We start from the raw sequence: 21,686 nt of genomic DNA, 5'->3' as shown, positions 1-21,686 counted from the left end.
ATGGACTATAGGGGGGCATGCTTACGTTGCGTCAGCTCGAATATCTGGTCACCATCGCCGATACCGGGTCGTTCGCGCTCGCCGCGCGTGTAGCGAATGTCTCGCAGCCCACCCTCAGCCAGCAGGTGCGCGCGCTGGAGGAGCGGCTGGGGGCCAAGCTGCTCGAACGGAGTGCGACGGGCGCGATGCTGACCCCTGTCGGCCGCAGTATCGTGGCGACGGCGCGGCGCATGTTAAGCGATGCGAGCGATATCGTCGCGCTGGCGGCGGGATCGTCCGACAATCTGACGGGTACCTTGAGGCTGGGCACGACGCCGACGCTAGGGCCCTATCTGCTCTCCCCGATCATCGCCGAGCTGCATCGCATGGCGCCGCGCCTGCGTCTACATGTGCGAGAGGGCATTCCCGACGAACAGGTGCTGGAGCTGTCGCGGGGCAATATCGATGTCGTGCTGGGGCCGATGCCGATGACCGGCGACGACCTGACGGTGGAGCCGCTGTTCCGCGAGCCGCTGCACCTGGTCGCGGCGCTCGATCATCCGATCGATGCGGATGTCGCGGCGGGCCGGGATGCGCTGGTCGACAGTCCGCTGCTGACGCTCGATCCGCGCCATCATCTGGCACGGCAGGCCGCCGAGGTCGCCGAGCGCTATGGCATGACGATCGCGCCGGACTATTATGGCACCAGCCTGGAAAGCCTGCACCAGATGGTGGCGAGCGGGCTGGGGCTGGCGCTGCTGCCCAGCCTGTACCTGCGGTCCGAGGTGGGCGGCGCGACGGGGCTGAAGGTTTTGTCCGTCGAGGGCTGGCGCGCCCATCGCTCGATCGCGATCGCCTGGCGGCGGCAGTCGCCGATGGGCGCGGCCTTCGCGCTGATCGCCGACCATGTCCAGACCTGCGCACGCCGGTTGCTGGCATAGCCGCCAGCCTTCACCGCATTGGCCGGATCGATGGGCGCGAAGCCTCGATGGCCTTGGTCCTGTTGTCTGAAGCCCGACCCGCCTTCCTTCTCCCATGTAAAGGGACGGGGCACGCGAAGCATGGTGGAGGGCGTGGGCGGCGGCAAGGTGAGAGGAGGCTAATCGCTCCTGCGGAGAGCCCTTCGGCCCTATGTCGCCGCTCCCGGGGAAGCCGCCATCTCTTGTGCGCGGTCGCACACCTTCTGCCAGATCGCCCGCTCCTCCATCGCATCGGCCAGCGCACGGTGGGCGGGGGTGCTATCCTTGATCGTGTGGGACCATGCCACGAGTTCGTCGACCCGTGCCTCCAGCGATCCCGGCGACAGGGTATCCCGCAGGATGCGGGTCGCCGCGTCGCGCAGGGCGATGTCGGTGTCCTGCAGCCGCAGCGTATGACGCGGAAATCCCGCCGCGCGCAGCAGGACGCTCATCCATTTGCCGTCCCAGGATGGCGCGCTGGCGAACAGGGCGTGGCCCGACAGTGTCTCCACCATCTGTCGCGCGACGCTGTCATGGGAAACGCCGTCACGGATCAGCATGTCGCGCGACAGCCCGTGGATCCGCTCGGCTTCCGCGTTCCAGTCGTCCCAACCCGGCGCGGGCGCGATCAGGTGGCTTTGCGCACGTCCATCTTCGAACACCCAGGCGATCTCTATCGGATAGCTGTGGTCCGACAACGACGACGCCTCAAAATCCAGAAAGACGTTCATGACCGGCTTTCCCTGTTCTCATACCAGTCCGCATAGGCGGTGTTACGGATCATGCGGCGGTTGAGATCGGGTACGCCGTCGCCCCACCAGACCGGGCCGCGCTCGCCCAGCGCGACCTTGGCGGCCTGAACCCGGTCGCGCGCTTCGGCCAGGGCGGCCGCGTCGCCTGTCGCCATCGCGGATCGTACCGCGCGCCGGGCTTGCATCAACTCGTCGACCAGCGCCTGGCGCGCGTCGGGCGACAGGGCGGGGTTGCTCTTGCGCCATAATCGCCCACGCACCACGATGTAGCGGCCGTCGGGCGTGGTCTCGGGCGGGCGGCTTAACGGCGCCGCCACCGCATCGCCCCTAGGGCCGCCAGTCCCAGCACCGCGACGCCCGCGCCCGCTGCTGCCGCCTTGCGCCGCTGGTCCGGGCGACGCCGGCCGCCATCGACGCCGCTGGGGGCGGGGGGCGGATCGTGCAGCGCACCGGTGCCGTCCACGCTGGGATCGGCCTTCTTGCTCCAATGGTCCATGAAGCCGTTCATCATCGCCGCACCCAGATTGGGCACGAAGAACTGGTTGAGCTTCAGCGCGATGGCGGGTGCGCCGACCGCGGTGGTATTGCGCGGGTGATCGGCCAGCCGCACCACGGCCTTGGCCACCGTGTCGGGCGACAGTGCGCCGGGGGGCAGCGACAGGGCCGCACCGGTGTAATTGCCGGCATGATCGATCCCCGGCGTGTCGACGAAGGTCGGATAGACGTCGCAGATGTGGATGCGCGGATGTTTCGACACCTCGCCGCGCAGCGCCTCGCTGAAGCCGCGCAGCCCGAACTTGCTGGCTGAATAGGCGGCGGCATAGGGGGTGGCGATGAAGCCGCCGACCGAGATCATGTTGATGAAGATGCCATGATCCTGCGCCAGGAAGATGGGCAGGACGGCATGGGCATCGTTCATATGGCCGATCAGATTGGCGGCGATCACCTGGGCATGATCGGCGATCGGCACATCCTGATATTTGCCGACCACGCCGACGCCGACATTGCTGAACCAGATGTCGATCCCGCCCAGATCATCGCGCGCCCGCGCCGCGAGCCGCGCGACGGCGGCGGCATCGGTCACGTCGACGACCTCGACGCGCGCCTCGCCACCCGCCGCGCGGCATTGTTCGGCGATGTCGCCGAGCCCGGCCTTGCCCCGCGCGGCCAGGACCAGCCGTGCGCCCCGTCGGGCGAAGGCGATGGCGGTGGCGGCGCCGATCCCGCTGGAGGCGCCGGTAATGACGATGCGCTGGGCTGTCTTGCTGCTGGTCACGCTGTGTGCCTCGAAAATACGAATAAAGGACAGACGAATGCCGGGGCGTGTCGTTCCGAACGGCGGAGTGCCGCGCTCACGGGCAAGGACGATGATCGTTCTTGCGGGTGGGCGCGAAAGCTTTAGGTTGCCGCCATGGCCGCTTTTGACGACAGCTTCGATCCAGACCTCGGTGCCGCCTGCAACCGCCTGGCGGCCTGGGTGGAGACGTTGCCCGAGGGTGCGTCGATCGACCCGGCCTCCAGCCTGACCGAGGATGATCTGGCGCTGATCCTTCGGCACTTGTACGCCACCCGGCATATGGCGCAGGAGGCGCCGCCGGCCGATCATCCGCCGACTCCGGCCGCGCGGGCATCGGTTCCCGTCACCGCCAAGAGTTGACGCCACCAGCCGCTGCGGCGCTGGCGCGCGATGACACCGCGTCGAATCGACCCGAGCGCTTCGCCTGAAGGGGGCACCGTCTAACGGGTCGCGACACCATCGCCGTCACGCCTCGCATGGTTGCCACCCCCTTAGGGAGAACGGGAAGCATCTCGCGCTGACCAGACCTCGGGCCCGGCGGACATGTTGCCCCGGGGAAACCGGATGTCGGGATTGGCGGGTCCCCTTCCGCCGATCCGTCGCATCATCGGTCCTGTTTGGACGGGGTGGGGGCTCAGGGTTGCGTGGTGCCTTCCTCCACCGCCACCACCGCGATCGATTTGGCGGGCAGATCGAAGCTCAGGCGATTGGCGTCGCTGCGGCCCGCGAAGGGGACGGGGCGCACGACATCGGGGGCATCGAAGTCGTTATGGTCGTCGATGCGCGCGGCGGTCAGCAGGCGGCCGCTCGCCTGTCCGGCCAGGTTGGTGTTGACGCGTGCGGCGCGGGTCGGATCGACATTCACCAGCGCCAGGTACAGCCTGCCATCCTTCCCGCGCGCGGCGGAGACGTCGATCATCGGCATGGACGTGTCGCCCTGTCGATAGTCGGGAGCCGCCACCGATGCCGGGAAGGGCGTCGCATCCATGAACGGCTGATACATATCGAACACGTGATAGGTCGGCGTCAGGATCATCTTCTCCTTGTCGGTGAGGATCATGGCCTGAAGCACGTTCACCATCTGCGCGATGTTCGCCATGCGCACGCGCGCGGTGTGACGGTGGAAGATGTCCAGCGTCAGTGCGGCGACCATGGCGTCGCGCAGCGAATTCTGCTGGTAATGCGCGCCCTCGGGGGCTTCGGGCGGTTGCAGGTACCAGCTGCCCCATTCGTCGACGAACAGGCTGATCTTTCGCTTGGGGTCCGCGCGGTCCATGATCGCCTCGGTCCGGGTGACGAGCGGCTCCATGCGCCGCGCCAGCGCCAGCTCGGTCGCCCAGGCGGCCTCATCGAACCCCACCGCCGGTCCCTTGGGGCCATCGGGCATGGCGTAATAATGGAAGGACAGCGCCTGGGTCTGCCCCGGATGCGCCATCATCGCCTCGGTGAACTTCTCGAAATCGCCGCCACCCTGGACGCTGGCGCCGCTCGCCACCTTGACCATCGGATAGCCCGCCGGCGCGCGCGCGAATATGGCATAGCGTGCGTTGACGTCGGCGGCATATTCGGGCCGCATATCGCCGCCGCAGCCCCAGGTCTCGTTGCCGATACCGAAAAAGGGCACGCGCCACGCCTTGTCGCGGCCGTTGCGCTTGCGCTGCTGCACCAGCGTGGATTCCGGCTGGTCGGACGTCATATATTCGATCCACTGCGCCATGTCGCGCGGGGTCATCGACCCGACATTGCCCGAGACATAGGCGTCCGCGCCGATCAGCTCGGCGAAGTCCAGAAATTCATGCGTTCCGAACTGGTTGGTGTCGATGCTGTTGGGCCAGTTCATCGTCACGCGGGTCGGCCGGGACTTTCTGGGTCCGATGCCGTCGCGCCAGTCATAAATCTCGCTGAAGCACCCGCCCGGCCAGCGGATCACCGGCACATGGATGTGGCGTAGCGCCTCGACGACATCCTTGCGATAGCCCCGGATATTGGGGATGCGGCTCTTCTCTCCGACCCATATGCCCTCATAGATGCCGCGCCCCAGATGCTCGGCGAACTGGCCGTAGATGTGCCGGTCGATGACGGGGCCGGGGGCGTTCACATTGACGATGACGTCCGCCGTCACCGTCGCGGCGGGGCTGGCGACCTGCGCCCGCACGGAGGACGCCGGCGGAAGCGCGACCGCGCCGGCGGTGGCCGCGAGGGCGCAGAGCAAATGACGAAAACGGGATCGCATCATGACCTTTCGGGAAAGACGAGCGCGGCGGCGCCGGCGAAGAAGGTGGAAGGGGGCGGCGCCTTCGATATGGTGATCGCCTGGAGCACCAGGGTCGGGTCGATCATCGCCAGGGTCAGCGTGTGCCGTCCCGGCCGGTCGGCGGTCAGCTGCACGCTCATGATGCGCGCGTTCCGGGCGGCGTTCACCGCATGCGCGGCGCCGAGGAAATCCTGATTTTCGCGGTCACGCGGCGTGAAGACAGTGGCGATCTGTGGCGGCTGGTCGTCAAGGCCGACCGCGATGCTGAGTTGCCGGCCCGGAATGACCTCCAGCGTCGGCCCGGTGATCAGGTCGATCCGGTATTTGCCCGCCTCGGCCAGGAAGACGTCATATTCCAGTCGCGGCGACCGGCGGGGATCGTGGAACGACGGAGCGTCGACGGGAAAGACCGACATCGCCGCCTCGACCCACCCATAATCGGGAATGGGGGCCCAGCCGACGCCATCGACCGGAATGTTGCGCGCATGACCTGTCACCGGCACCGCGAAACGGCCCGACAGGCCCCCGAAGGCCCCCTGCGCCGCGCGCTCCTGCTCGGCGGTGGCGCGCAGCGCGGTCAGGCGGATCGTGACGCTGTGATCGCCCTTGACCATGATCTTTGCGCTGGACCGACCGACCGGCGCCTTGGCCCAGTCGATATCGACCAGATAACGCCGATCGCGTCGCGATATGCTGAAGGCGTCGGTTTCGCGGATCGTGACCCAGGGTTGATCGGCCGAAACCGACACCGCCGCCGGACCGGTGCCGCGCGGGAACACCTCGAAATAGGTGCCGCGCCCGCTCACGCTGTCGATCACGGGCAGTTCGGGGGGCAGATAATAGCCCGGCCAGGACTTGCTGCTCCCCTCGACCGCGACACCGAAACCGGTTGCGCCGTCCAGATCGATATCGGCGACCGCCGGCATGATGTCGGTTTCCGGCGGGTACCAGTCGAAATAGCCGATATGGGTCTGGTCCATCATGTGGTTCCATTTCCCGCCCGCCATGACGTGGTTGTAGGTGTCGCGCAGTTCGTGATCGTAGCGGAACCGGCGGCGCACCTCGGCCGCCTCGTCGCGCGTGCTGGCGCGGGCCTGCTGCGCGAAGCGGGCGTTGCGGGCGGCCGCGATCTGCAACTGCGCCGCATTGGCGGAGGCGCGGATCGGAAAGAGCACCAGCTGGTAGAAGGCGTCGCGCTGGTCGGGACGCAGCCGTTGGTTGACGCGGTCGGCACGGGCGACGAGCGCGGTCCAGGCCGCGTCGACACGCTCGGCCTCGCGATCATGTTCGATGCTGAACGTGCCGGTCCGCAACTGTTCGGGCTTGGGCATGGCGTTGTACTTGCCATAGCGCGCGACCAGCTGCGCGATCTCGGTGGCGTTGTCCGGGCCGAACTGGCGCGCGGCCCAGTCGCGCGTCCAGGACGCGATCCTGCCCCGGTCGACCGATGAGGGCCGCCACGCCATGGCGAGGAAGAATTCGACCGGCAGTTCCAGCGGCTTGAGGTCGCCGACATTGGCGATCCACATCTCGTTCGCGCCATAGACGTTGGCGAGGTTCATCTGCTCCCAGATCTTGGGCAGCGGATTGGAGTTGATCCATTGATAGGCGAACGGCCCGCCGTGCATGTCCATGTGGAAATACACGCCGAACCCACCGCGCCGCTTGCGCTCGGCCGCGCCGGGCAGGCGGCGCAGATTGCCGACATTGTCGTCCGCCAGCATCAGCGTGACGTCGTCGGGCAGCCTCAGTCCGCCGTCATAATATTTATAGACCTCGGTGAAGAGCACCCACACCTGCGGCACCTGTTCGGCCGGGCGGCCCATGCCCTTGGCGATGATCCGGCGCTGGTCCGCGATCACCGTCTCCAGCAGGCGGATGTCGGATTGCAGCCCGCCCGTGCTTTCCAACGCCACGTCGCCATCGCCGCGCATGCCGACCGTGACGACGACCTCCTTGTCCCGGTTGCGGGCGATGCCTTCCTCGAAGAACCGCGCGACGCCTTCGCGATTGGTCGCATAGTTCCACTGGCCATTGCCATAGTCCTGGCGGTGGCTGGTCCATTCCTTGTGGGCGCGCATCATCGGTTCGTGGTGCGAGGTGCCCATGACGATGCCATATTCGTCCGCCAGCGGCGCGTTCTTCGGATCGTCGATGGCGAAGGCGTTGTTCCACATCGCCGGCCACAGATAATTGGCGCGCAGCCGCAGCAGCAGCTCGAACAGCCGGCCGTAGAAGGCGGCGTTCATCCCCCCGAACTTCTCGGTAGTCCAGCCGGTCAGGCAGGGGGCTTCGTCGTTCAGGAAGATGCCGCGATACCGTACCGCCGGCGACGCCTCGACATAGCGGCCGCGCGCGATGCCGAGATGCGATTGGCGGGTGACCGGCACGTCCGCCCACCAATACCATGGCGACACGCCGATCATGCGCGACAGGTCGTAGGCGCCATAGATCGTGCCGCGCTTGTCGCTGCCCATGATCACCAGCGCCTCGGCGACGCCGGGAAGGGGGTTGGCGACGGTCTGTACCGCGAACGCCTCCCACATATCCCGAACGCCGGTCGCGTCGAGCCGACCGCTGGCGATGAGCCGGTCGATGAGGGGGCTGCGCCCGATCGTGCCGACGATGATGACCTGCCGGGGCAGCGTAGCCGCGTCCGACACGAGGGCGGCCGGCGTCCCCGTCACCCGGCCGATATCCTCCGCCAGATCCTTGGCGGCACGGCGCACCCCCGGCCAGTCCGCGGCGTCGACGAAGACCGGCGTGATCCCGCCGCCGGCCAGCGTGATGTCGAAATTGCCCTTGCGCGGGGCAAAGCCGATGGCGGCCTTTAGCGGGGAACTCATCAGGCCGCCGATCAGCGCAACACCCACCAGATCACGTCGGTTGATCGTCATGCCATTCTTCCCTTCCTGCCGCCGCACGATGACGCGACCGGTCGTTGTGCCCCGCGACGGGGCGAAGGAATGAGGGCGGGGGCGGCCCGCATCCGTTCCGTTCGCGGGGGCCCGACCCGCAAAGGGGCATGCGGCCGGATGGCAACCATTCCCACTATCCTCTCCCACCAGCTGCCGCGGCGTTCGCGCGGTATACGCTATATCGACGCGGGCGCCGCGGCGTACCGGGGCGGATCGGCCCCTTCCTCTGCACCGTGAGGTCGCGCGTCGCTCGCAAAAACGTCGATCCGCCGGTCCGGCATCGTTGTTTCCTGTTGTCGCCGATGCTTCCGCTAGATTGGCTTGGCAGTCAACCTATTTTGGTAAGGCCGAATCGCATTGCCGTTCATCGAAGATGGCTATCGATTGCAAATTGGTCATATTGAAAACGACGTGCTGAACAGGCCCGGTCGACTCGATCGGGCTGAATAGACATTAGCGAATAGTGTCGCCGACTTTCTCACGCGACACCACAATACCATGGGCTATAAATCGTTTGTAGTAGAGCCAGGTCGGTCTCTTCCCGACAAATCTATTGCGTGACTTGTCGCTCGCGAAGAGATTGCGCTTGCATGAACACAGTATGACATGCAAGATTGGTCAGGCAGGCTTAAGCATAATAGGCCAGATCAATCAGGAGAGTGTGTCATGCGGGCAAGCAGGGGGCAATTGCGTCGTCGGGCCAATTTGCTGGCTACCACGATGTTGGGGTGCAGCATGGTCATCGCCGCGCAGCCGGCCTTCGGCCAGGATCGCGCGCCTCGCGCGGCAGCGGGCCGATCGGGTAAATCACAGTCGACCTCGGGTGTGCAGGCGGCCCCGGTGCCGACCGATCGGAACGGGACGGGGGTGGGTCAGAGCGGGAGCTCTACGACGCCGCCCACGGATGCCACGACCCAGTCCGTCACCGGCCAGTCGACGGGTGGCGGCACCGCCGCCGACGACGGCGGCGCGGGCGTCCAGGGCGCGGGCGCCCAGGCCATCCAGAGCGGTGAGGTCATCGTGACCGGGTATCGCCGTTCGCTGGAGGACAGTGCCAACGCCAAGAAGAACGCCACCAACTTCATCGACTCCATCTATGCCGAGGATGTCGGCAAGTTCCCCGATCTCAATCTGGCGGAGTCGCTGCAGCGCCTGCCCGGCGTCCAGATCGACCGTGACCGCAGCGGTGAGGGCACGACGATCAACGTTCGCGGCCTGAGCGCGGGCTTCACCGTCACCACCATCAACGGCTTCAACACCACCACCTCGGCTTATTCGGGCAATGAGGGGCGGGGCTCCGGGCTCGACGTCCTGCCGAACGAGATTTTCCGCCGCCTGACGCTCAGCAAGTCGCCCACGGCCAACACCGTGGAGGGCGGCACGGCGGGCGTCGTGGACCTGCAACCGGCGCGCGCCTTCGATCGCAAGGGTTTCCACGTCAGCGTTCAGGCGCAGGGGCAATATCAGGATGCCAATGGCACCACGACACCGCGCGGCGCGCTGATCGTCAGCAATACCTGGAAAACCGGCATCGGCGAATTCGGCGTGCTCGGCTCGGTCGCCTATGCCCAGCGCGACTATCGCAGCGAGAGTTTCGACACGATCGGCTGGACCACGCTGAACGTCAACGCCTTCTGTCCCGCCGTGCCGACCGCGACGATTTCGGGTTGCAACACCCGCAGTATTCCGACCGGTGGCTATGGCGGCGGCGCGGGCATTCCGACGACCGTGCCGGGCAATATCCCCGCCTCCCTGAACGTGGGCACGCCCGGATCGCGGCTCGTTCCGTGTCTCAACAACGCGCCCGGCGGAACCTCGGGGCTGAGTTGCCAGGATCTCAGCTATTTGCTGGTGCCGCGCCTGATGCGCGCCGAACAGACGACCGGCAACCGCAGCCGTCTGGGTGGTTCGTTCAATGTCGAATATCGTCCCTTCCCGGAACTGCGCTTCCACGTCGACACGCTGTTCAGCGACGTCAAGAACCAGTTCCGCCAGAACCAGTTGATGATGGTCGTGCGCAGCTACAACAATCTGGTGCCGATCGGTTTCGAACAGAATGACGATCGCGTCCTGACGTCGGGTACGTTCGGCAATACCTATTTCCTCAACCAGGCACAGCAGGGCAATACGCCGTCCAAGCTGTTCTACCGGTCGGGCGGCGTCGAATGGGACGTCGCGCCGAACCTGCGTTTCTCGGCCTCGGGGATGCGCAACAGCGGTCGGCTGTTGAATCAGACGACCGAATATACCTTGCAATCGGCCCCCGGCCGCGTGCCCAACGGTACCGCCAACGGCGTACCCGTGCCCGGCGGGTTCAGCCCGGCCGGCCGGCCGCAGGTCGCCATCACCGGCATCGACCTGACGCCCGTCGCGACCGGCCAATATGGCATCTACAAATATGTCGCCGGCGATCTGACCCCGTCGATCGAGAGCAATGTCGATTTCTCGAACTTCACCGGCTATTCCTGGAACAGCGCCAGCATCGGCGTGGCGCGCCAGCGTCTGGAACAACAGGCCTATCGTTTCGACCTGGTCGGGGGTAGCGCCGACACCTTCCAGCTTTCGACCGGCTTCATGAAGAATATATTCGACCGCCGGATCGAGGCTTATGGCGGCGGCCTGACCGGCGGCTGCTTCCTGCGCGGCACCTGCGGCAGCACGTTCCTCAACACGCAGAAGTCGATCCTGGAGGCCATCCCCAACAGCGATATCGCCAGCATCCTCAGCCCGCTTCCCTCGATGACGCTGTTCAAGGGCGCGCCGTTCGATGCCGGCTTCAACAAGGGCTGGCTGGTCCCCGACTTCGACAAGATCGCCGGCCGGGTCGACACCGAATATTTCCGCGAGGGCATCGATCCGGGCAAGACCGCTGCCAATTACCTTAATTCCTATGCCCGCCGCGACCTCAAGGAGGATACGACGTCGGGCTATCTGATGGCTGACGGGCGGCAGGATATCTTCGGCCGCGAATTGCGGTTCAACATGGGTATCCGGTACGCCAGCACCTATCAGAATGCCAATGGTCGCATCAACGACTTCATCCTTTTGGGCGGCACCGGCACGAGTATCCAGAGCTTCAGCAACAGCTATGACAACTGGCTGCCCAGCATGAACCTGGCCTATTTCCTGACGCGCAGCCTGGTGCTGCGCGGCGCGGCGGCGCGGACCGTGACCGGCGTGAACCCCTCCGACCTGCTACCCGGCTTGGGCGTGTCCGTCGATGGCAGCACCCTGACCCGCGGCAATCCCAAGCTTCAGCCCTTCTATGCCGACAATTTCGATGTCGGTATCGAATGGTATCCCCGGTCGCGCACCGTGCTGACCTTCAACGCCTGGTGGAAGAATCTCTTCAACTATCCCTATATCCTTCGCACGCAACAGCCGCTGTCGCGCACGGGCCTCGACTTCACCCGCCTGACCGAAGTGCAGCGCAACAACATTCAGAATTCGGTCGGCCTCAACAGCGATCCCTATAGCTATATCATCAATGTCGAGCAGCGGGCCAATACCGACCTGATCATCAAGCTCGCCGGGCAGGAGTTCCAATGGGTTCAGCCCACCGACTTCATCCTGCGGGGAACCGGGTTCAACGCGAACGTCACCCATATCAAGCAGTCCCTGAAGGGCAGTATTCCGCCGGGGCTCAATCCCAATGCGCTGCTTTCCGGGCTGGCGCCATGGACCTATAACCTCTCGGCCTATTATGAATCGCGGCTGTTCCAGTTCCGCATGTCCTATGTCCATCGTGACGAGAACATCAATACGGTCTGTCCCTGTGACAATGTTCCGGGCGATCGCTATTCGGTGGCCACCAACTATCTGGACGCACAGCTGTCCATTCCCCTGCCATTCTATCGAAAGGCCGTCCTCACGCTTCAGGCGCAGAACCTGCTCCAGCAGGTGACCCTTTCCCGCTACGAAAAGCAGGAGGCGCGTCCGTACAACGCGCAATATGCGGGCCGCAATTACGTGGTCGGCCTGCGCGCCAACTTCTGATCCCTTCCTCCCCCTGGGACGGCGTCTTCGGATGCCGTCCTTTTTTTATGCCTTGCGTGCGAAGGCGATGACGCTCCGATCGCGCGAGGATCTATGGTTGCGGCGCCGCGTCGCCCCGATCACCGCGTCATGGTCGATCGGCTAGGGGGTGGATTTCCGTGCGCGCGGGCAACGCCACGCTTACCCGGATGAACAAGCGGCGGTTAGGATAATATCGAGGGCGCCGGCGCTTGTGGATCGCGGTGCGGGTGGCAGCGTGTCATCTCGCCACTGCCACGACGATCTGCCCATTCCGTTTCCGCCCATCCCAAAGATTCGATCGCGCCGTCAGGGGCGGGATGTCATCCGCCCCGATTGCGATGTGCGACCTATCCACCGGTCATTCCACGCGAAATCGTGAAGCAACATTTTGTCGCAGATCGGGAAGGGACCTCGGGCGCATTGCGGGAGTTAGCGACCGAAAAGGGGGCGCAATGATCGATTTTATAGGCAGCTATTGCGGAAGCCCGCCGACCGCGGCGACATGGGCGTTACGCTGGAATGGGGACGTGTTCCTCATTGCCGTGCTGGTACTCGGCGCGATGGGCATGGTGCGACTGAACGTGCCCCGGCGCCGCGCCGGCCTGATCGCGGTCGGCGTGCTGGCGATCGCCTTCCTGTCACCGCTTTGCGCGCTGTCCGTGGCGTTGTTCTCGGCGCGTACCCTGCACCATCTGCTGCTGATCGGTGTCGCGGCGCCTCTCCTGGCGATCGCCGTGCCGACCCGTTCCACGCCGCCACCGGCCATCGCCTTCGCGCTTGCCACGGTCCTGCTATGGGTCTGGCACCTGCCCGCCGCCTATGACGCCGCCTTGGCCAACAAGGCGCTCTACTGGGTGATGCAGGCCAGCCTGCTGGGCAGCGCATGGGCCTATTGGCTGGCGGTGCGCCGTGCCGATCCGCCGGTGGCGCTGGCGCTGATCGGCGCGGGGGCCGCGCAGATGGGGTTCCTAGGCGCGATCCTCACCTTCGCCGCGCGCCCGCTCTATGCGAGCCACCTTTCGACCACCGTGCCGTTCGGGATCGGGCCGCTCGCCGATCAACAACTGGCGGGGCTGGCCATGTGGGTGCTGGGGCTGGTGCCCTATGCCGTGGTCGGCGCGACGATCCTGCGGACATCATGGCGGTGGAGGCTGGCGATATGATCCTGAGCATCGTCAAGGGGGTACATATCGCCGCGCTGATCCTGTGGTGCGCCGGCCTGATCGCGCTGCCCCTGTTGCTGGCCAAGCACTCGGTCAGCGAGGTGCAGACCACCTATACGCGGCTGCGGCTGCTGACGCATGACGGCTATACGATGATCGTCACGCCGGCGGCGGTGATCGCGATCGCGGCGGGCACCGTGCTGATCTATCTGCGCGGGGTATTCGAGCCGTGGATGTTCGCCAAGCTGGTCGCGGTCGGATTGCTGGTCTGTCTCCATGCGCTGGTGGGTCATACCGTCGTGCTGATGAGCGAACGGCGCGGCGAATATGCGCCGCCCTCGCCGGTGCCGCTGGTCGTCGGCAGCATCGCGACGATGACCATCGTCCTGCTGCTGGTGCTGGCCAAGCCGGTCGTTCCCGACATCGCGCCGGCCTGGCTCAAGGCACCGCAGAACCGTCAGCTTCCGGTTGAAGAGACACCGATTTGATACTCGAACACCAACTTGCCGCCGTGCCACCCGGTGAAGCCGGTGAACCCGACCGCGAACAGCGAAAGGAGCAGGCCATAGGGCAGCACCGCCTGTTCGTAACCGGTCAGGCGAAAGCCCCAATTGGCGCCCAGGATCGACAGCAGCATCACGGCGATGATGAAGTGCGTCCAGCTGGCCGACCGCGCGCGGATGCCGGGGACCAGCAGCAGCTCGACCGTGCCGGCGACGCCCGCCAGCACGCCGAACAGGAACCCCGCGCCCGACGCCCACAGTCCCGCACGCGCCCAGAAATTGTCGCCGGTCCACCAGTAGAGCAGATCCGCACCCAGCGTGCAGGTGGTCAAGGCGATCGGGAATGCGACCAGCATCGCGTGGATCGGATGGCCGGCGACCGCGATCTTCGATTCGGTGCGGTGAAACGCCTCCTTTTGCTCGACGGGGTCGACAAGCCGCGTTTGGGCCAGGTCTTCGCGGGCAAAATCGGTCTTCATGGGGTTGCACGTCTCCAGACCGGGGCGGGCCGCGCCGGCATGAGCGCGACAACGCTCATCGCGCTATCCGGTTGCACGGGCGCGCTGTCGACGATCGATCCGGCGGGCCCCTATGCGCGATCGGTCGCGACAATGTGGTGGGTGATGCTGGGCGGATCGGTGCTCCTCGCCGGTCTGGTCTTCGTGCTGCTGGCGCTGGCCTTCCGCCGTCGCGGCGAGACGCGTCGGGAGGCGTCGGGCCGGTTGTGGATCGGCGCGTTGGGCCTCGCCATGCCCGGTGTCGTGCTGCTGGCGCTTGTCGGCTACGCGCTGACGGTCGGCATCGGCACGCTGCCGACGGCCGATCCGGCGGCGGTGGAGGTCCGGGTGACCGCACGTCAATATGCGTGGGATGTGGAGCATCCGGGCGGGATACGTACGCAGGATGTCCTGCACATCCCCGCCGGCCGTCCCGCCGACCTCGTCATCACCTCGACCGACGTGATCCACAGCCTGTGGGTGCCGCGCCTCGCGGGTAAGATGGACGCGATACCCGGCCATACCAACCGGCTGCGCGTGATCGCCGACAGACCCGGCACCTATCGCGGCGAATGCGCCGAATATTGCGGCGTCGGACACAAGGACCACGACCTGACCGTCATAGCGCACGACGCCGCGGGATGGGCCGCCTTCACGAGGGGGAACCGATGAACGCGCTGAAACTGCACCGCGAACTGACCGCGATCTGGCGCACCGAGCCGGGCTGGCGCGGGCATCTGCGCTCGGTGAACCACAGCGATCTGGGCAAGCGGTTCATCATCGCCGCCTTCGTCTTCTTCGCGATCGGTGGCGTCCTGGCGATGTTGATCCGCGCGCAGCTGGCGACGCCGCGCAGCGCCTTTGTCGGGCCGGAGGTCTATAACCAGCTGTTCACGATGCATGGCAGCATCATGATGTTCCTGTTCGCCATCCCGATGTTCGAGGGGCTGACCATCTATCTGTTGCCCAAGATCCTGGGCAGTCGCGATCTGGCCTATCCCCGCCTGACCGCGCTGGGTTGGTGGTGCTATCTGTTCGGGGGCACGATCATCATCCTGGCGATGCTGGCCGGCGTCGCGCCGAACGCGGGCTGGTTCCTTTATCCGCCCTTGTCGGGCAAGGCATATACGCCCGGCATCAATTCCGACGTCTGGCTGCTCGGCATCACGTTCGTCGAGATTTCGGCGATGTGCGCCGCGATCGAGATCACGGTCACGATCCTGAAGTTCCGCGCGGCCGGCATGGGGCTCGACCGGATGCCGATCTTCGCCTGGTATCTGCTGGCGACCGCCGGGATGATGGTGTTCGGCTTTCCGCCGCTCATCCTGGGCTCGATCCTGCTGGAGGTCGAACGCGCCTTCGGCTGGCCCTTCTACGCGCCCGAACTCGGCGGATCGCCCTTGTTGTGGCAGCATCTGTTCTGGCTGTTCGGCCACCCGGAGGTCTACATCATCTTCCTGCCCGCCGCCGGGGCGGTGTCGACCATCCTGCCGGTGATGGCGCGCACCCGCCTGCTGGGCCACGGCGCGATCGTCGCGGCGATCATGGCGCTCGCCTTCCTCAGCTTCGGGCTGTGGGTCCACCACATGTTCACCACCGGCATCCCGCACATGGCGCTGGGCTTCTTCTCGGCCGCATCGGCGCTGGTTGCCGTGCCGACGGCGGTGCAGGTGTTCGCCTGGCTGGGCACCCTGTGGCAGGGTCGGCCCGAGCTGCGGCTGCCGATGCTCTACCTCATCGGCTTCTTCATCGTGTTCGTCATCGGCGGGCTGACCGGGGTGATGCTGGCGATGGTGCCGTTCGACGCGCAGGCGCACGACACCGCCTTCGTCACCGCGCACCTGCATTATGTGCTGGTCGGCGGGTTCGTGTTCCCGATGCTGGCCGCCGCCTATTACTGGTTGCCGCACATCACCGGGCGAGAGCGCGTGATGCGGATCGGCGAGGCGGCGTTCTGGCTGATCTTCATCGGCTTCAACCTGACCTTCTTCATGATGCACCTGACCGGATTGCTGGGGATGCCGCGCCGGATCGATACCTATGCGGCGGGGATGGGCTGGACCTGGTTGAACCTCCTGTCCTCGGTCGGCGGCTTTCTGCAGGCGTTCGGCTTCGCGCTGTTCCTGATCGACGTCGTGCTGCAGATCTGGCTCGGACGCCTGCACCGGCGCAATCCCTGGGGGGCGACGACGCTCGAATGGGCGATGCCGACGCCGTCGCCCGATTATAACTTCGCCAGCCTGCCGACCGTCACGTCGCGCGATCCGTTGGCGGACGCGCCGGACCTGGGGGTGGCGCTGGCGCGGGGCGACGGGCTGCTGGCGGGAAGCCGCAACGGATGGCGCGAGACGATCGCGGTCGACATGACCAGCGGTGCGCCCGAACACGTCGCGGTCCTGCCGGGCAATAGCTGGTCGCCGATCGCGACCGCCGGCATGCTCGGCGGCTTCTTCCTCGCGATGCTGGCCGGCCTCTATATCATCACGCCGATCTTCATCCTCGGCGTGGTGTGGCAGGGCTGGCGCTGGGCATGGAGCAACGGCATCCGGCGCGACGTCGGCCAGGTGACGGTCGGCGATGGCCTGTCCTTGCCCACCAGTTTCGAGGCGACCCGCACGACCGGATGGTGGGGCAGCGTGTTTGCGCTGTCCGCCAGCGCGACGCTCTTCGCCTCGCTGCTGTTCGGCTATGCCTTTTTGTGGACGATCGCGCCCAACTGGCCGCCGCCGGCACTGATCGCACCGTCGCTGGTGGCGCCGCTGCTCGCGCTGGCGGGCGCCGCCGTCGCCTTCCATGCCGGGCGCGGTGGGCGCGGCATGCGGGGCCTGGTCGGACAGGTGACGATCATCGCCGCGCTGGGCTGGCTGCTGACCGGCGCGCCCGACCCTGCGAGCCACGCCTATGCCGCCACCAGCGCGATGCTCGCCGCCTATGCGATCTTCCATGCCGGACTGGCGGCGATCATGTACGCCTTCCTGCTGGCCCGCGCACGGCACGGCTTTCATTCGCCGGCGCGGGGCGGGGAGGCGCGTATCATAAGGCTGTGGAGCGACCATGCCGCCGGGGTCGGCGCCTCGGTCGCGATCCTGCTCGTATTGCCGGGGTGGTTCGCATGATCATGCTCCTGCGCCTCTCGGCGGGATTAGCCGGATGGGCCATGGCCTTCTGCCTGATCTATGCGCTGCACGGGATGGGCTGCGCGGCCGGGTGGGATACGCTTCGCACCAGCGGATTCAGCGTCCATCAGGCGGTGCTGCTGGCGGCCTGGGCGCTGTCGCTCGCGGCGACGTTGGCGATCGCGCTATGGTTGCGGCGGTACCGCGCGACGGCCCTGGATCGCGCGGCGGCGGCGCTGGGCTGGGTCGGCTTCGCGGCGACGCTCATCACCTTCGCCCCCATCGCCATCGTGCCGGCCTGCACCTGATGCGAGGCGATGCGCCGGCACCCGCCGCGCATCACGCCATGGCGCCGCGGGGCCGGGCGCGCGGGTAGGACCAGCATTCGACATATCCCATCATCCGCAAGGGGGCGTCAGCATGATCGGTACGCGCATCCGTCGCTCGGTGTTTCTGGCGTTGCAGAGCATGACCGGCGGCGGGCGTCGACGGCGCGGCCCCATGCGCGCAGCGGATCTTCGTCGCGGTCGCGGACGGCCGGCTGATCGCGCTCGACGCGCGGACCGGACGCCCTTGCGCGGGCTTCGGTCGCGACGGGACGGTCGACCTGACCATCGGCATGGACCTGGGCGAGCCGGGCCATGCGTCAAGCAATTCCGGTCCGGCGGTGATCGGCGACATGGTCGTCGTCGGCCAACAGGTGAGCGACAATCAGCGCCGCGATGCCCCGTCGGGCGTCGTCCGGGCCTATGACGCGACCACCGGCGCGCTGCGCTGGGCCTGGGATGCCAAGCGGCCTGACGCGCAGGCTCCGCTGCGCGCAGGCCAAAGCTGGCCGAAGGGGGCGCCCAACGTCTGGAACGTGATCTCGGGCGATGCGGGCCTCGGGCTGGTGCTGCTGGCGACCGGCAACGCGGGCAACGATCACTGGGGCGGCAATCGCGATCCCGAAGACGATCGCTTCCGCAGCGCGGTGGTCGCGGTCGACCTCGCGACGGGCGCGACACGCTGGGCCTTCCGCACCGTGGAGCGGGATCGCTTCGACTATGACCTCGGCGCGCAGCCGGTGCTGACGACCCTGCCGGTCGGGGGCGTGATGCGCCCCGTGGTCATTCAGGGGACGAAGACCGGATCGATCTTCGTCCTCGATGCGCGCAACGGACAGCCGGTTGCACCGGTCGCCTATCGCAAGGTACCCACCGACGGCATGCCGGGCGACCGACTGTCGCCGGTACAGCCGCAGTCGGTGGCATTTCCCAACCTGTCGGGACGGCCCGGCCGCAATCCCGAACGCATCGATGCGCGGCATAGCTGGGGGCTGACGCCGCTCGACGCGGCACTGTGCCGCATCCAGTTTCACCGAATGCGATATGACGGCATTTACTCCCCGCCGACCGACAAGGGCCTGGGCACGCTGCTGTTCCCCGGCACCGTCGGCGGCATGAACTGGGGCGGGATCGCGCTCGACCCCGCGCGCGGCGTCATCATCAGCAACCACAGCCGCCTGCCCAATCGTGTGGAGCTTATTCCCCGCGCCGAGGTCGGCGATCCCGCGATCGGTGATGGCGGTCGCCGCCCCGACCAGGCGGTCGCACCGCAAAAGGGGGCGCCTTACGGGGTCGATCGGCCCATGTGGCTGTCGCTGTTGGGCGTCCCGTGCATCGCGCCGCCCTGGGGCTATATCGCCGCGACGGACATGCGCAGCGGACGGCTGCTCTGGTCGCACCCGCTCGGCACCGGGCGCGACAGCGGGCCGATGGGGATCCCCTCGCTGCTGCGCGTGGTCATCGGTACCCCCAACCTGGGCGGCGCGGTGACGACCGCCAGCGGCGTGACCTTCATCGCCGCCGCGCAGGACAATTATCTGCGCGCCTTCGAAACGGCGAGCGGCCGGCTGCTATGGTCGGCGAGGTTGCCGGCGGGCGGTCAGTCCTTGGCGATGACCTATATGCATCGCGGGCGACAATATGTCGCGATCGGCGCCACAGGCCATGCCCGGTTCGAAACGAAGATCGGCGACACGCTGATGGTATATGCCTTGCCGGAGTGAGGGGCTACCGCCCATGCCGGGACCAGCACCACCCGTCCGCTGCGCACGGCAATACTTTGTTAGGATATTCAGCCCCCGCCGAAGGTTCTTCAACGCAGTGCGCAAGACGGTTCCGACCGGCCCGCGCCTGGATCGACATCATGGAGCTTCGACGATGAGCGAACATGCGCCGCAACCTGAATTGACCGAAAAGGCGGTCGACCTGAAGGCGGAGCGCGATGCGGCGACGCATCGTCCCGAGAATGACGATCACGCCCATGAGGGGATCGTGTCCACCCCCTTCGAGGATCAGGCGCCATCGGGCGCCTTTGATGCCGAGGGGCATCGACCCGTCCTCGAACGTAGCCGGAAGGTGCGCTGATGCTGGTACAGATCAATACGGATAACCGGGTCGAGGGCTCGGAAGCGACCAATAAGGCGATCGAGGAGCGGGTACGCGAACGTCTGTCCCGCTTTGCCGAACGTCTGACCCGGGTGGAAATGCATCTGCGCGACGTCGATGGCGACCGCAACGGTAGCCAGGGGATCGAGGCAAAGCTTGAGGCCCGCCCGGCCGGCGGGCAGCCCATCGTGGTCACCGACCAAGCCGGATCGACCGACAGCGCGGTTGCCGGCGTCGTCCGCAAGGCCGCAGACGCGTTGGACCGGGCGTTCGGCAAGCAGGACGCCGTACGATAGACGAAAGTGGGGGCGCGATGAACGCGCCCCCCTTTTAAGCTGACGTTTGCTGGACCCGCCAGCCGGTGGGGTTCATGCCGAATCCAGAATTCCAGACGGCCGTGACCAGCTGGGTCAACCCATCGAGACGACCCTCAATTTCGCTGGTTTGCCAAGATGTGTTCGACGATGTGCCGCTATGCGGGCGGCCAGCCACGACCTTGCGCATCCGAACCCGTGCAGCATGCCGCCAACCAAAAAACTTAGCGTCGAACGCGGTCCTCGCGCCGGCGCGTGCGGCGTTATCGCAAGCCTTTTCGACGATCGGATTTCAGGATACCCCAAACCGCTAAAGCCGTGCGTACACAGGCCAACTAGGAAAACCCAATGTTTCCTGCAGCTTGAAAAAGCTGGTGACCCCTACGGGAGGCGTTATTCCAGCGTAAAAAGCACGTATTTCCGCAGTTTTCGTGGGTCGCTTGCCCATCGGTTTGTACACACGGCCTGTACCCGCGTGCGGCGTCATTTCAACCTGGCATGGGCAAGCCGTCAAGCGATAATACACAGGTCCTATGGGGTGCTTTCGCCCGGGTTGGTCGGTAGTATGTCGAGAGCCGGAAGGGCGCGGACTATCTTCATCGTCTCCAAGCTCACAGTGATTATGCGCTGGAACAGCAGCAGCGGATAGGCCGGGTCGCCGACTGTCTCGATCGCGTAGCGGTTCGCGTCGTTGATAATGCCGCTGGCCTTGTCGACCTTTACACACTGACGCTCCATCACCCATTCCAGCGCGGACTTACCGTTGACCACATAGTCGTAGGCGTCGAGCGGAATGCCAGCGATGGTGATGTTGGCATTGTAGATCAGAGACGTTTTATCGAGGTTCGGTCGCTTGCCCGCGAACCGCATCTGCTCGACGCGATAAAAGCTTTCCGGGTCGGGCGGCGGGACGAGCGATGTGTCGCCGCGCGTGAAGACGACTGGGTACGGATCGACCTGCTCGTAATTGACGTGATATCCTGCCAAGGCGCGTCCGGCGTTGGAGAAGGCCCAGAAACTGCCTGCGGACCGGACCCGGGGGATACGCGGCAATTCCTTCGCGAGATTGTCGGCGAAGCGGGCGCGATAGTCCTCCGAGTGGAGCAGGCCGTAGATATAATAGAACAGGTCGCGCTTGCTGATCGCCTCGCCAGGATAGGCCGACTGGAAATGGGCGAGCCCGGCATCCGTAATCGCTTCTCGGCGGGTCACGATCGGGGCCTTTGGCGCGGCGTCTTCAGCGAACAGGTCGCCCATAGCTCCCGCCTTCATGCCATCTCCTCCACGGTGTCGTAGAGAAACATCGGAAAGCACTGACTGCCGTCGATGTCCGCCATGTGCAGGCTGGGCAGGGCGTTGGTCATCAGTGCGGTAAAGGGAACCTTCTGTCCCCCGCCCGACACGCAGATCACCAAATTTTTCTCTTGACACTCGGTCAGCCGAGGAAAATTCTCGCTCGCTCGCTCGCTCGCTCGCTCGCCCGCC

The 21,686-nt window shown here is 66.1% G+C and carries 19 protein-coding genes; 11 read left to right on the top strand and 8 right to left on the bottom strand.

Going from position 1 to position 21,686, the window contains the following annotated elements; genetic code table 11:
* The first annotated feature begins 17 nt into the window (after positions 1 to 17).
* Positions 18 to 920 (top strand): LysR family transcriptional regulator, encoded by a 903-nt coding sequence (locus tag ACQKJZ_RS01265; protein WP_427729720.1) that lies wholly within the window; start codon positions 18 to 20, stop codon positions 918 to 920.
* Between the two features lie 188 nt (positions 921 to 1,108).
* Here the strand turns inward: ACQKJZ_RS01265 and ACQKJZ_RS01260 are convergent, their stop codons facing one another.
* The 3 genes from ACQKJZ_RS01260 to ACQKJZ_RS01250 are packed head-to-tail and all read right to left on the bottom strand — an operon-like array spanning position 1,109 to position 2,966.
* Complete coding sequence (locus ACQKJZ_RS01260; protein ID WP_427729719.1) at positions 1,109 to 1,669, bottom strand: transcriptional regulator; 561 nt, start codon at positions 1,667 to 1,669, stop codon at positions 1,109 to 1,111.
* Positions 1,666 to 2,007 carry a hypothetical protein gene (locus ACQKJZ_RS01255; protein ID WP_427729718.1) on the bottom strand — a complete coding sequence of 114 codons (342 nt, stop codon included), beginning with the start codon at positions 2,005 to 2,007 and terminating at the stop codon, positions 1,666 to 1,668. Before ACQKJZ_RS01255 ends, ACQKJZ_RS01260 begins: the two co-directional genes overlap by 4 nt.
* A complete protein-coding gene (locus tag ACQKJZ_RS01250; RefSeq protein ID WP_427729717.1) occupies positions 1,992 to 2,966 on the bottom strand; it encodes an SDR family oxidoreductase in 975 nt (324 codons plus the stop codon). Before ACQKJZ_RS01250 ends, ACQKJZ_RS01255 begins: the two co-directional genes overlap by 16 nt.
* A 135-nt stretch (positions 2,967 to 3,101) precedes the next feature.
* On the opposite strand from ACQKJZ_RS01250, the gene ACQKJZ_RS01245 reads away from it, so the two are divergent.
* The gene (locus tag ACQKJZ_RS01245; RefSeq protein WP_427729716.1) at positions 3,102 to 3,347 is read left to right on the top strand and encodes a hypothetical protein; all 246 of its coding nucleotides are present in this window, start codon (positions 3,102 to 3,104) and stop codon (positions 3,345 to 3,347) included.
* Positions 3,348 to 3,621: 274 nt separating this feature from the next.
* Here ACQKJZ_RS01245 and ACQKJZ_RS01240 read toward each other — a convergent pair whose 3' ends face one another.
* Together ACQKJZ_RS01240 and ACQKJZ_RS01235 are read right to left on the bottom strand one after the other, a co-directional pair.
* Positions 3,622 to 5,220 carry an alpha-N-arabinofuranosidase gene (locus ACQKJZ_RS01240; protein WP_409529634.1) on the bottom strand — a complete coding sequence of 533 codons (1,599 nt, stop codon included), beginning with the start codon at positions 5,218 to 5,220 and terminating at the stop codon, positions 3,622 to 3,624.
* Complete coding sequence (locus ACQKJZ_RS01235; RefSeq protein WP_427729715.1) at positions 5,220 to 8,138, bottom strand: glycosyl hydrolase 115 family protein; 2,919 nt, start codon at positions 8,136 to 8,138, stop codon at positions 5,220 to 5,222. Before ACQKJZ_RS01235 ends, ACQKJZ_RS01240 begins: the two co-directional genes overlap by 1 nt.
* Before the next feature lie 756 nt (positions 8,139 to 8,894).
* On the opposite strand from ACQKJZ_RS01235, the gene ACQKJZ_RS01230 reads away from it, so the two are divergent.
* The 3 genes from ACQKJZ_RS01230 to ACQKJZ_RS01220 all read left to right on the top strand — a co-directional run bounded on the left by ACQKJZ_RS01230 (position 8,895) and on the right by ACQKJZ_RS01220 (position 13,827).
* Complete coding sequence (locus ACQKJZ_RS01230; RefSeq protein ID WP_427729714.1) at positions 8,895 to 12,155, top strand: TonB-dependent receptor; 3,261 nt, start codon at positions 8,895 to 8,897, stop codon at positions 12,153 to 12,155.
* Positions 12,156 to 12,628: 473 nt separating this feature from the next.
* Complete coding sequence (locus tag ACQKJZ_RS01225) at positions 12,629 to 13,339, top strand: cytochrome c oxidase assembly protein (protein ID WP_427729713.1); 711 nt, start codon at positions 12,629 to 12,631, stop codon at positions 13,337 to 13,339.
* Positions 13,336 to 13,827 (top strand): CopD family protein, encoded by a 492-nt coding sequence (locus ACQKJZ_RS01220; protein WP_427729712.1) that lies wholly within the window; start codon positions 13,336 to 13,338, stop codon positions 13,825 to 13,827. The genes ACQKJZ_RS01225 and ACQKJZ_RS01220 overlap by 4 nt, the downstream gene beginning before the upstream one ends.
* Here the strand turns inward: ACQKJZ_RS01220 and ACQKJZ_RS01215 are convergent.
* Positions 13,797 to 14,321, bottom strand: a complete 525-nt coding sequence (locus tag ACQKJZ_RS01215; RefSeq protein ID WP_312490009.1) for a DUF2231 domain-containing protein — start codon at positions 14,319 to 14,321, stop codon at positions 13,797 to 13,799. The genes ACQKJZ_RS01220 and ACQKJZ_RS01215 overlap by 31 nt on opposite strands.
* 39 nt (positions 14,322 to 14,360) lie before the next feature.
* On the opposite strand from ACQKJZ_RS01215, the gene ACQKJZ_RS01210 reads away from it, so the two are divergent.
* The 6 genes from ACQKJZ_RS01210 (at position 14,361) to ACQKJZ_RS01185 (ending at position 20,183) form a co-directional block, all read left to right on the top strand.
* Complete coding sequence (locus ACQKJZ_RS01210) at positions 14,361 to 15,011, top strand: cytochrome c oxidase subunit II (protein ID WP_427729711.1); 651 nt, start codon at positions 14,361 to 14,363, stop codon at positions 15,009 to 15,011.
* Positions 15,008 to 17,455 (top strand): cytochrome c oxidase subunit I, encoded by a 2,448-nt coding sequence (gene ctaD / locus ACQKJZ_RS01205; protein WP_427729710.1) that lies wholly within the window; start codon positions 15,008 to 15,010, stop codon positions 17,453 to 17,455. The genes ACQKJZ_RS01210 and ctaD overlap by 4 nt, the downstream gene beginning before the upstream one ends.
* Positions 17,452 to 17,763 carry a hypothetical protein gene (locus ACQKJZ_RS01200; RefSeq protein WP_427729709.1) on the top strand — a complete coding sequence of 104 codons (312 nt, stop codon included), beginning with the start codon at positions 17,452 to 17,454 and terminating at the stop codon, positions 17,761 to 17,763. Before ctaD ends, ACQKJZ_RS01200 begins: the two co-directional genes overlap by 4 nt.
* 311 nt (positions 17,764 to 18,074) lie before the next feature.
* Positions 18,075 to 19,505 (top strand): PQQ-binding-like beta-propeller repeat protein, encoded by a 1,431-nt coding sequence (locus ACQKJZ_RS01195; protein ID WP_427729708.1) that lies wholly within the window; start codon positions 18,075 to 18,077, stop codon positions 19,503 to 19,505.
* Positions 19,506 to 19,659: 154 nt separating this feature from the next.
* A complete protein-coding gene (locus ACQKJZ_RS01190) occupies positions 19,660 to 19,866 on the top strand; it encodes a hypothetical protein (protein ID WP_312488909.1) in 207 nt (68 codons plus the stop codon).
* Positions 19,866 to 20,183 (top strand): HPF/RaiA family ribosome-associated protein, encoded by a 318-nt coding sequence (locus ACQKJZ_RS01185; protein WP_312488907.1) that lies wholly within the window; start codon positions 19,866 to 19,868, stop codon positions 20,181 to 20,183. Before ACQKJZ_RS01190 ends, ACQKJZ_RS01185 begins: the two co-directional genes overlap by 1 nt.
* Before the next feature lie 549 nt (positions 20,184 to 20,732).
* Here the strand turns inward: ACQKJZ_RS01185 and ACQKJZ_RS01180 are convergent.
* Both ACQKJZ_RS01180 and ACQKJZ_RS01175 read right to left on the bottom strand, forming a co-directional pair.
* Complete coding sequence (locus tag ACQKJZ_RS01180; protein WP_427729707.1) at positions 20,733 to 21,458, bottom strand: type ISP restriction/modification enzyme; 726 nt, start codon at positions 21,456 to 21,458, stop codon at positions 20,733 to 20,735.
* An 11-nt stretch (positions 21,459 to 21,469) separates the two neighbouring features.
* Positions 21,470 to 21,686 (bottom strand): type ISP restriction/modification enzyme (locus ACQKJZ_RS01175; RefSeq protein WP_427729706.1); only part of this gene is annotated, 217 nt, incomplete at its 5' end.

It is taken from the genome of Sphingomonas sp. NPDC019816 (assembly GCF_050274375.1).
Lineage (GTDB): Bacteria > Pseudomonadota > Alphaproteobacteria > Sphingomonadales > Sphingomonadaceae > Sphingomonas.
The sequence above is the reverse complement of the archived record's forward strand: the minus strand, read 5'-3'. Positions and strand labels throughout refer to the sequence as shown.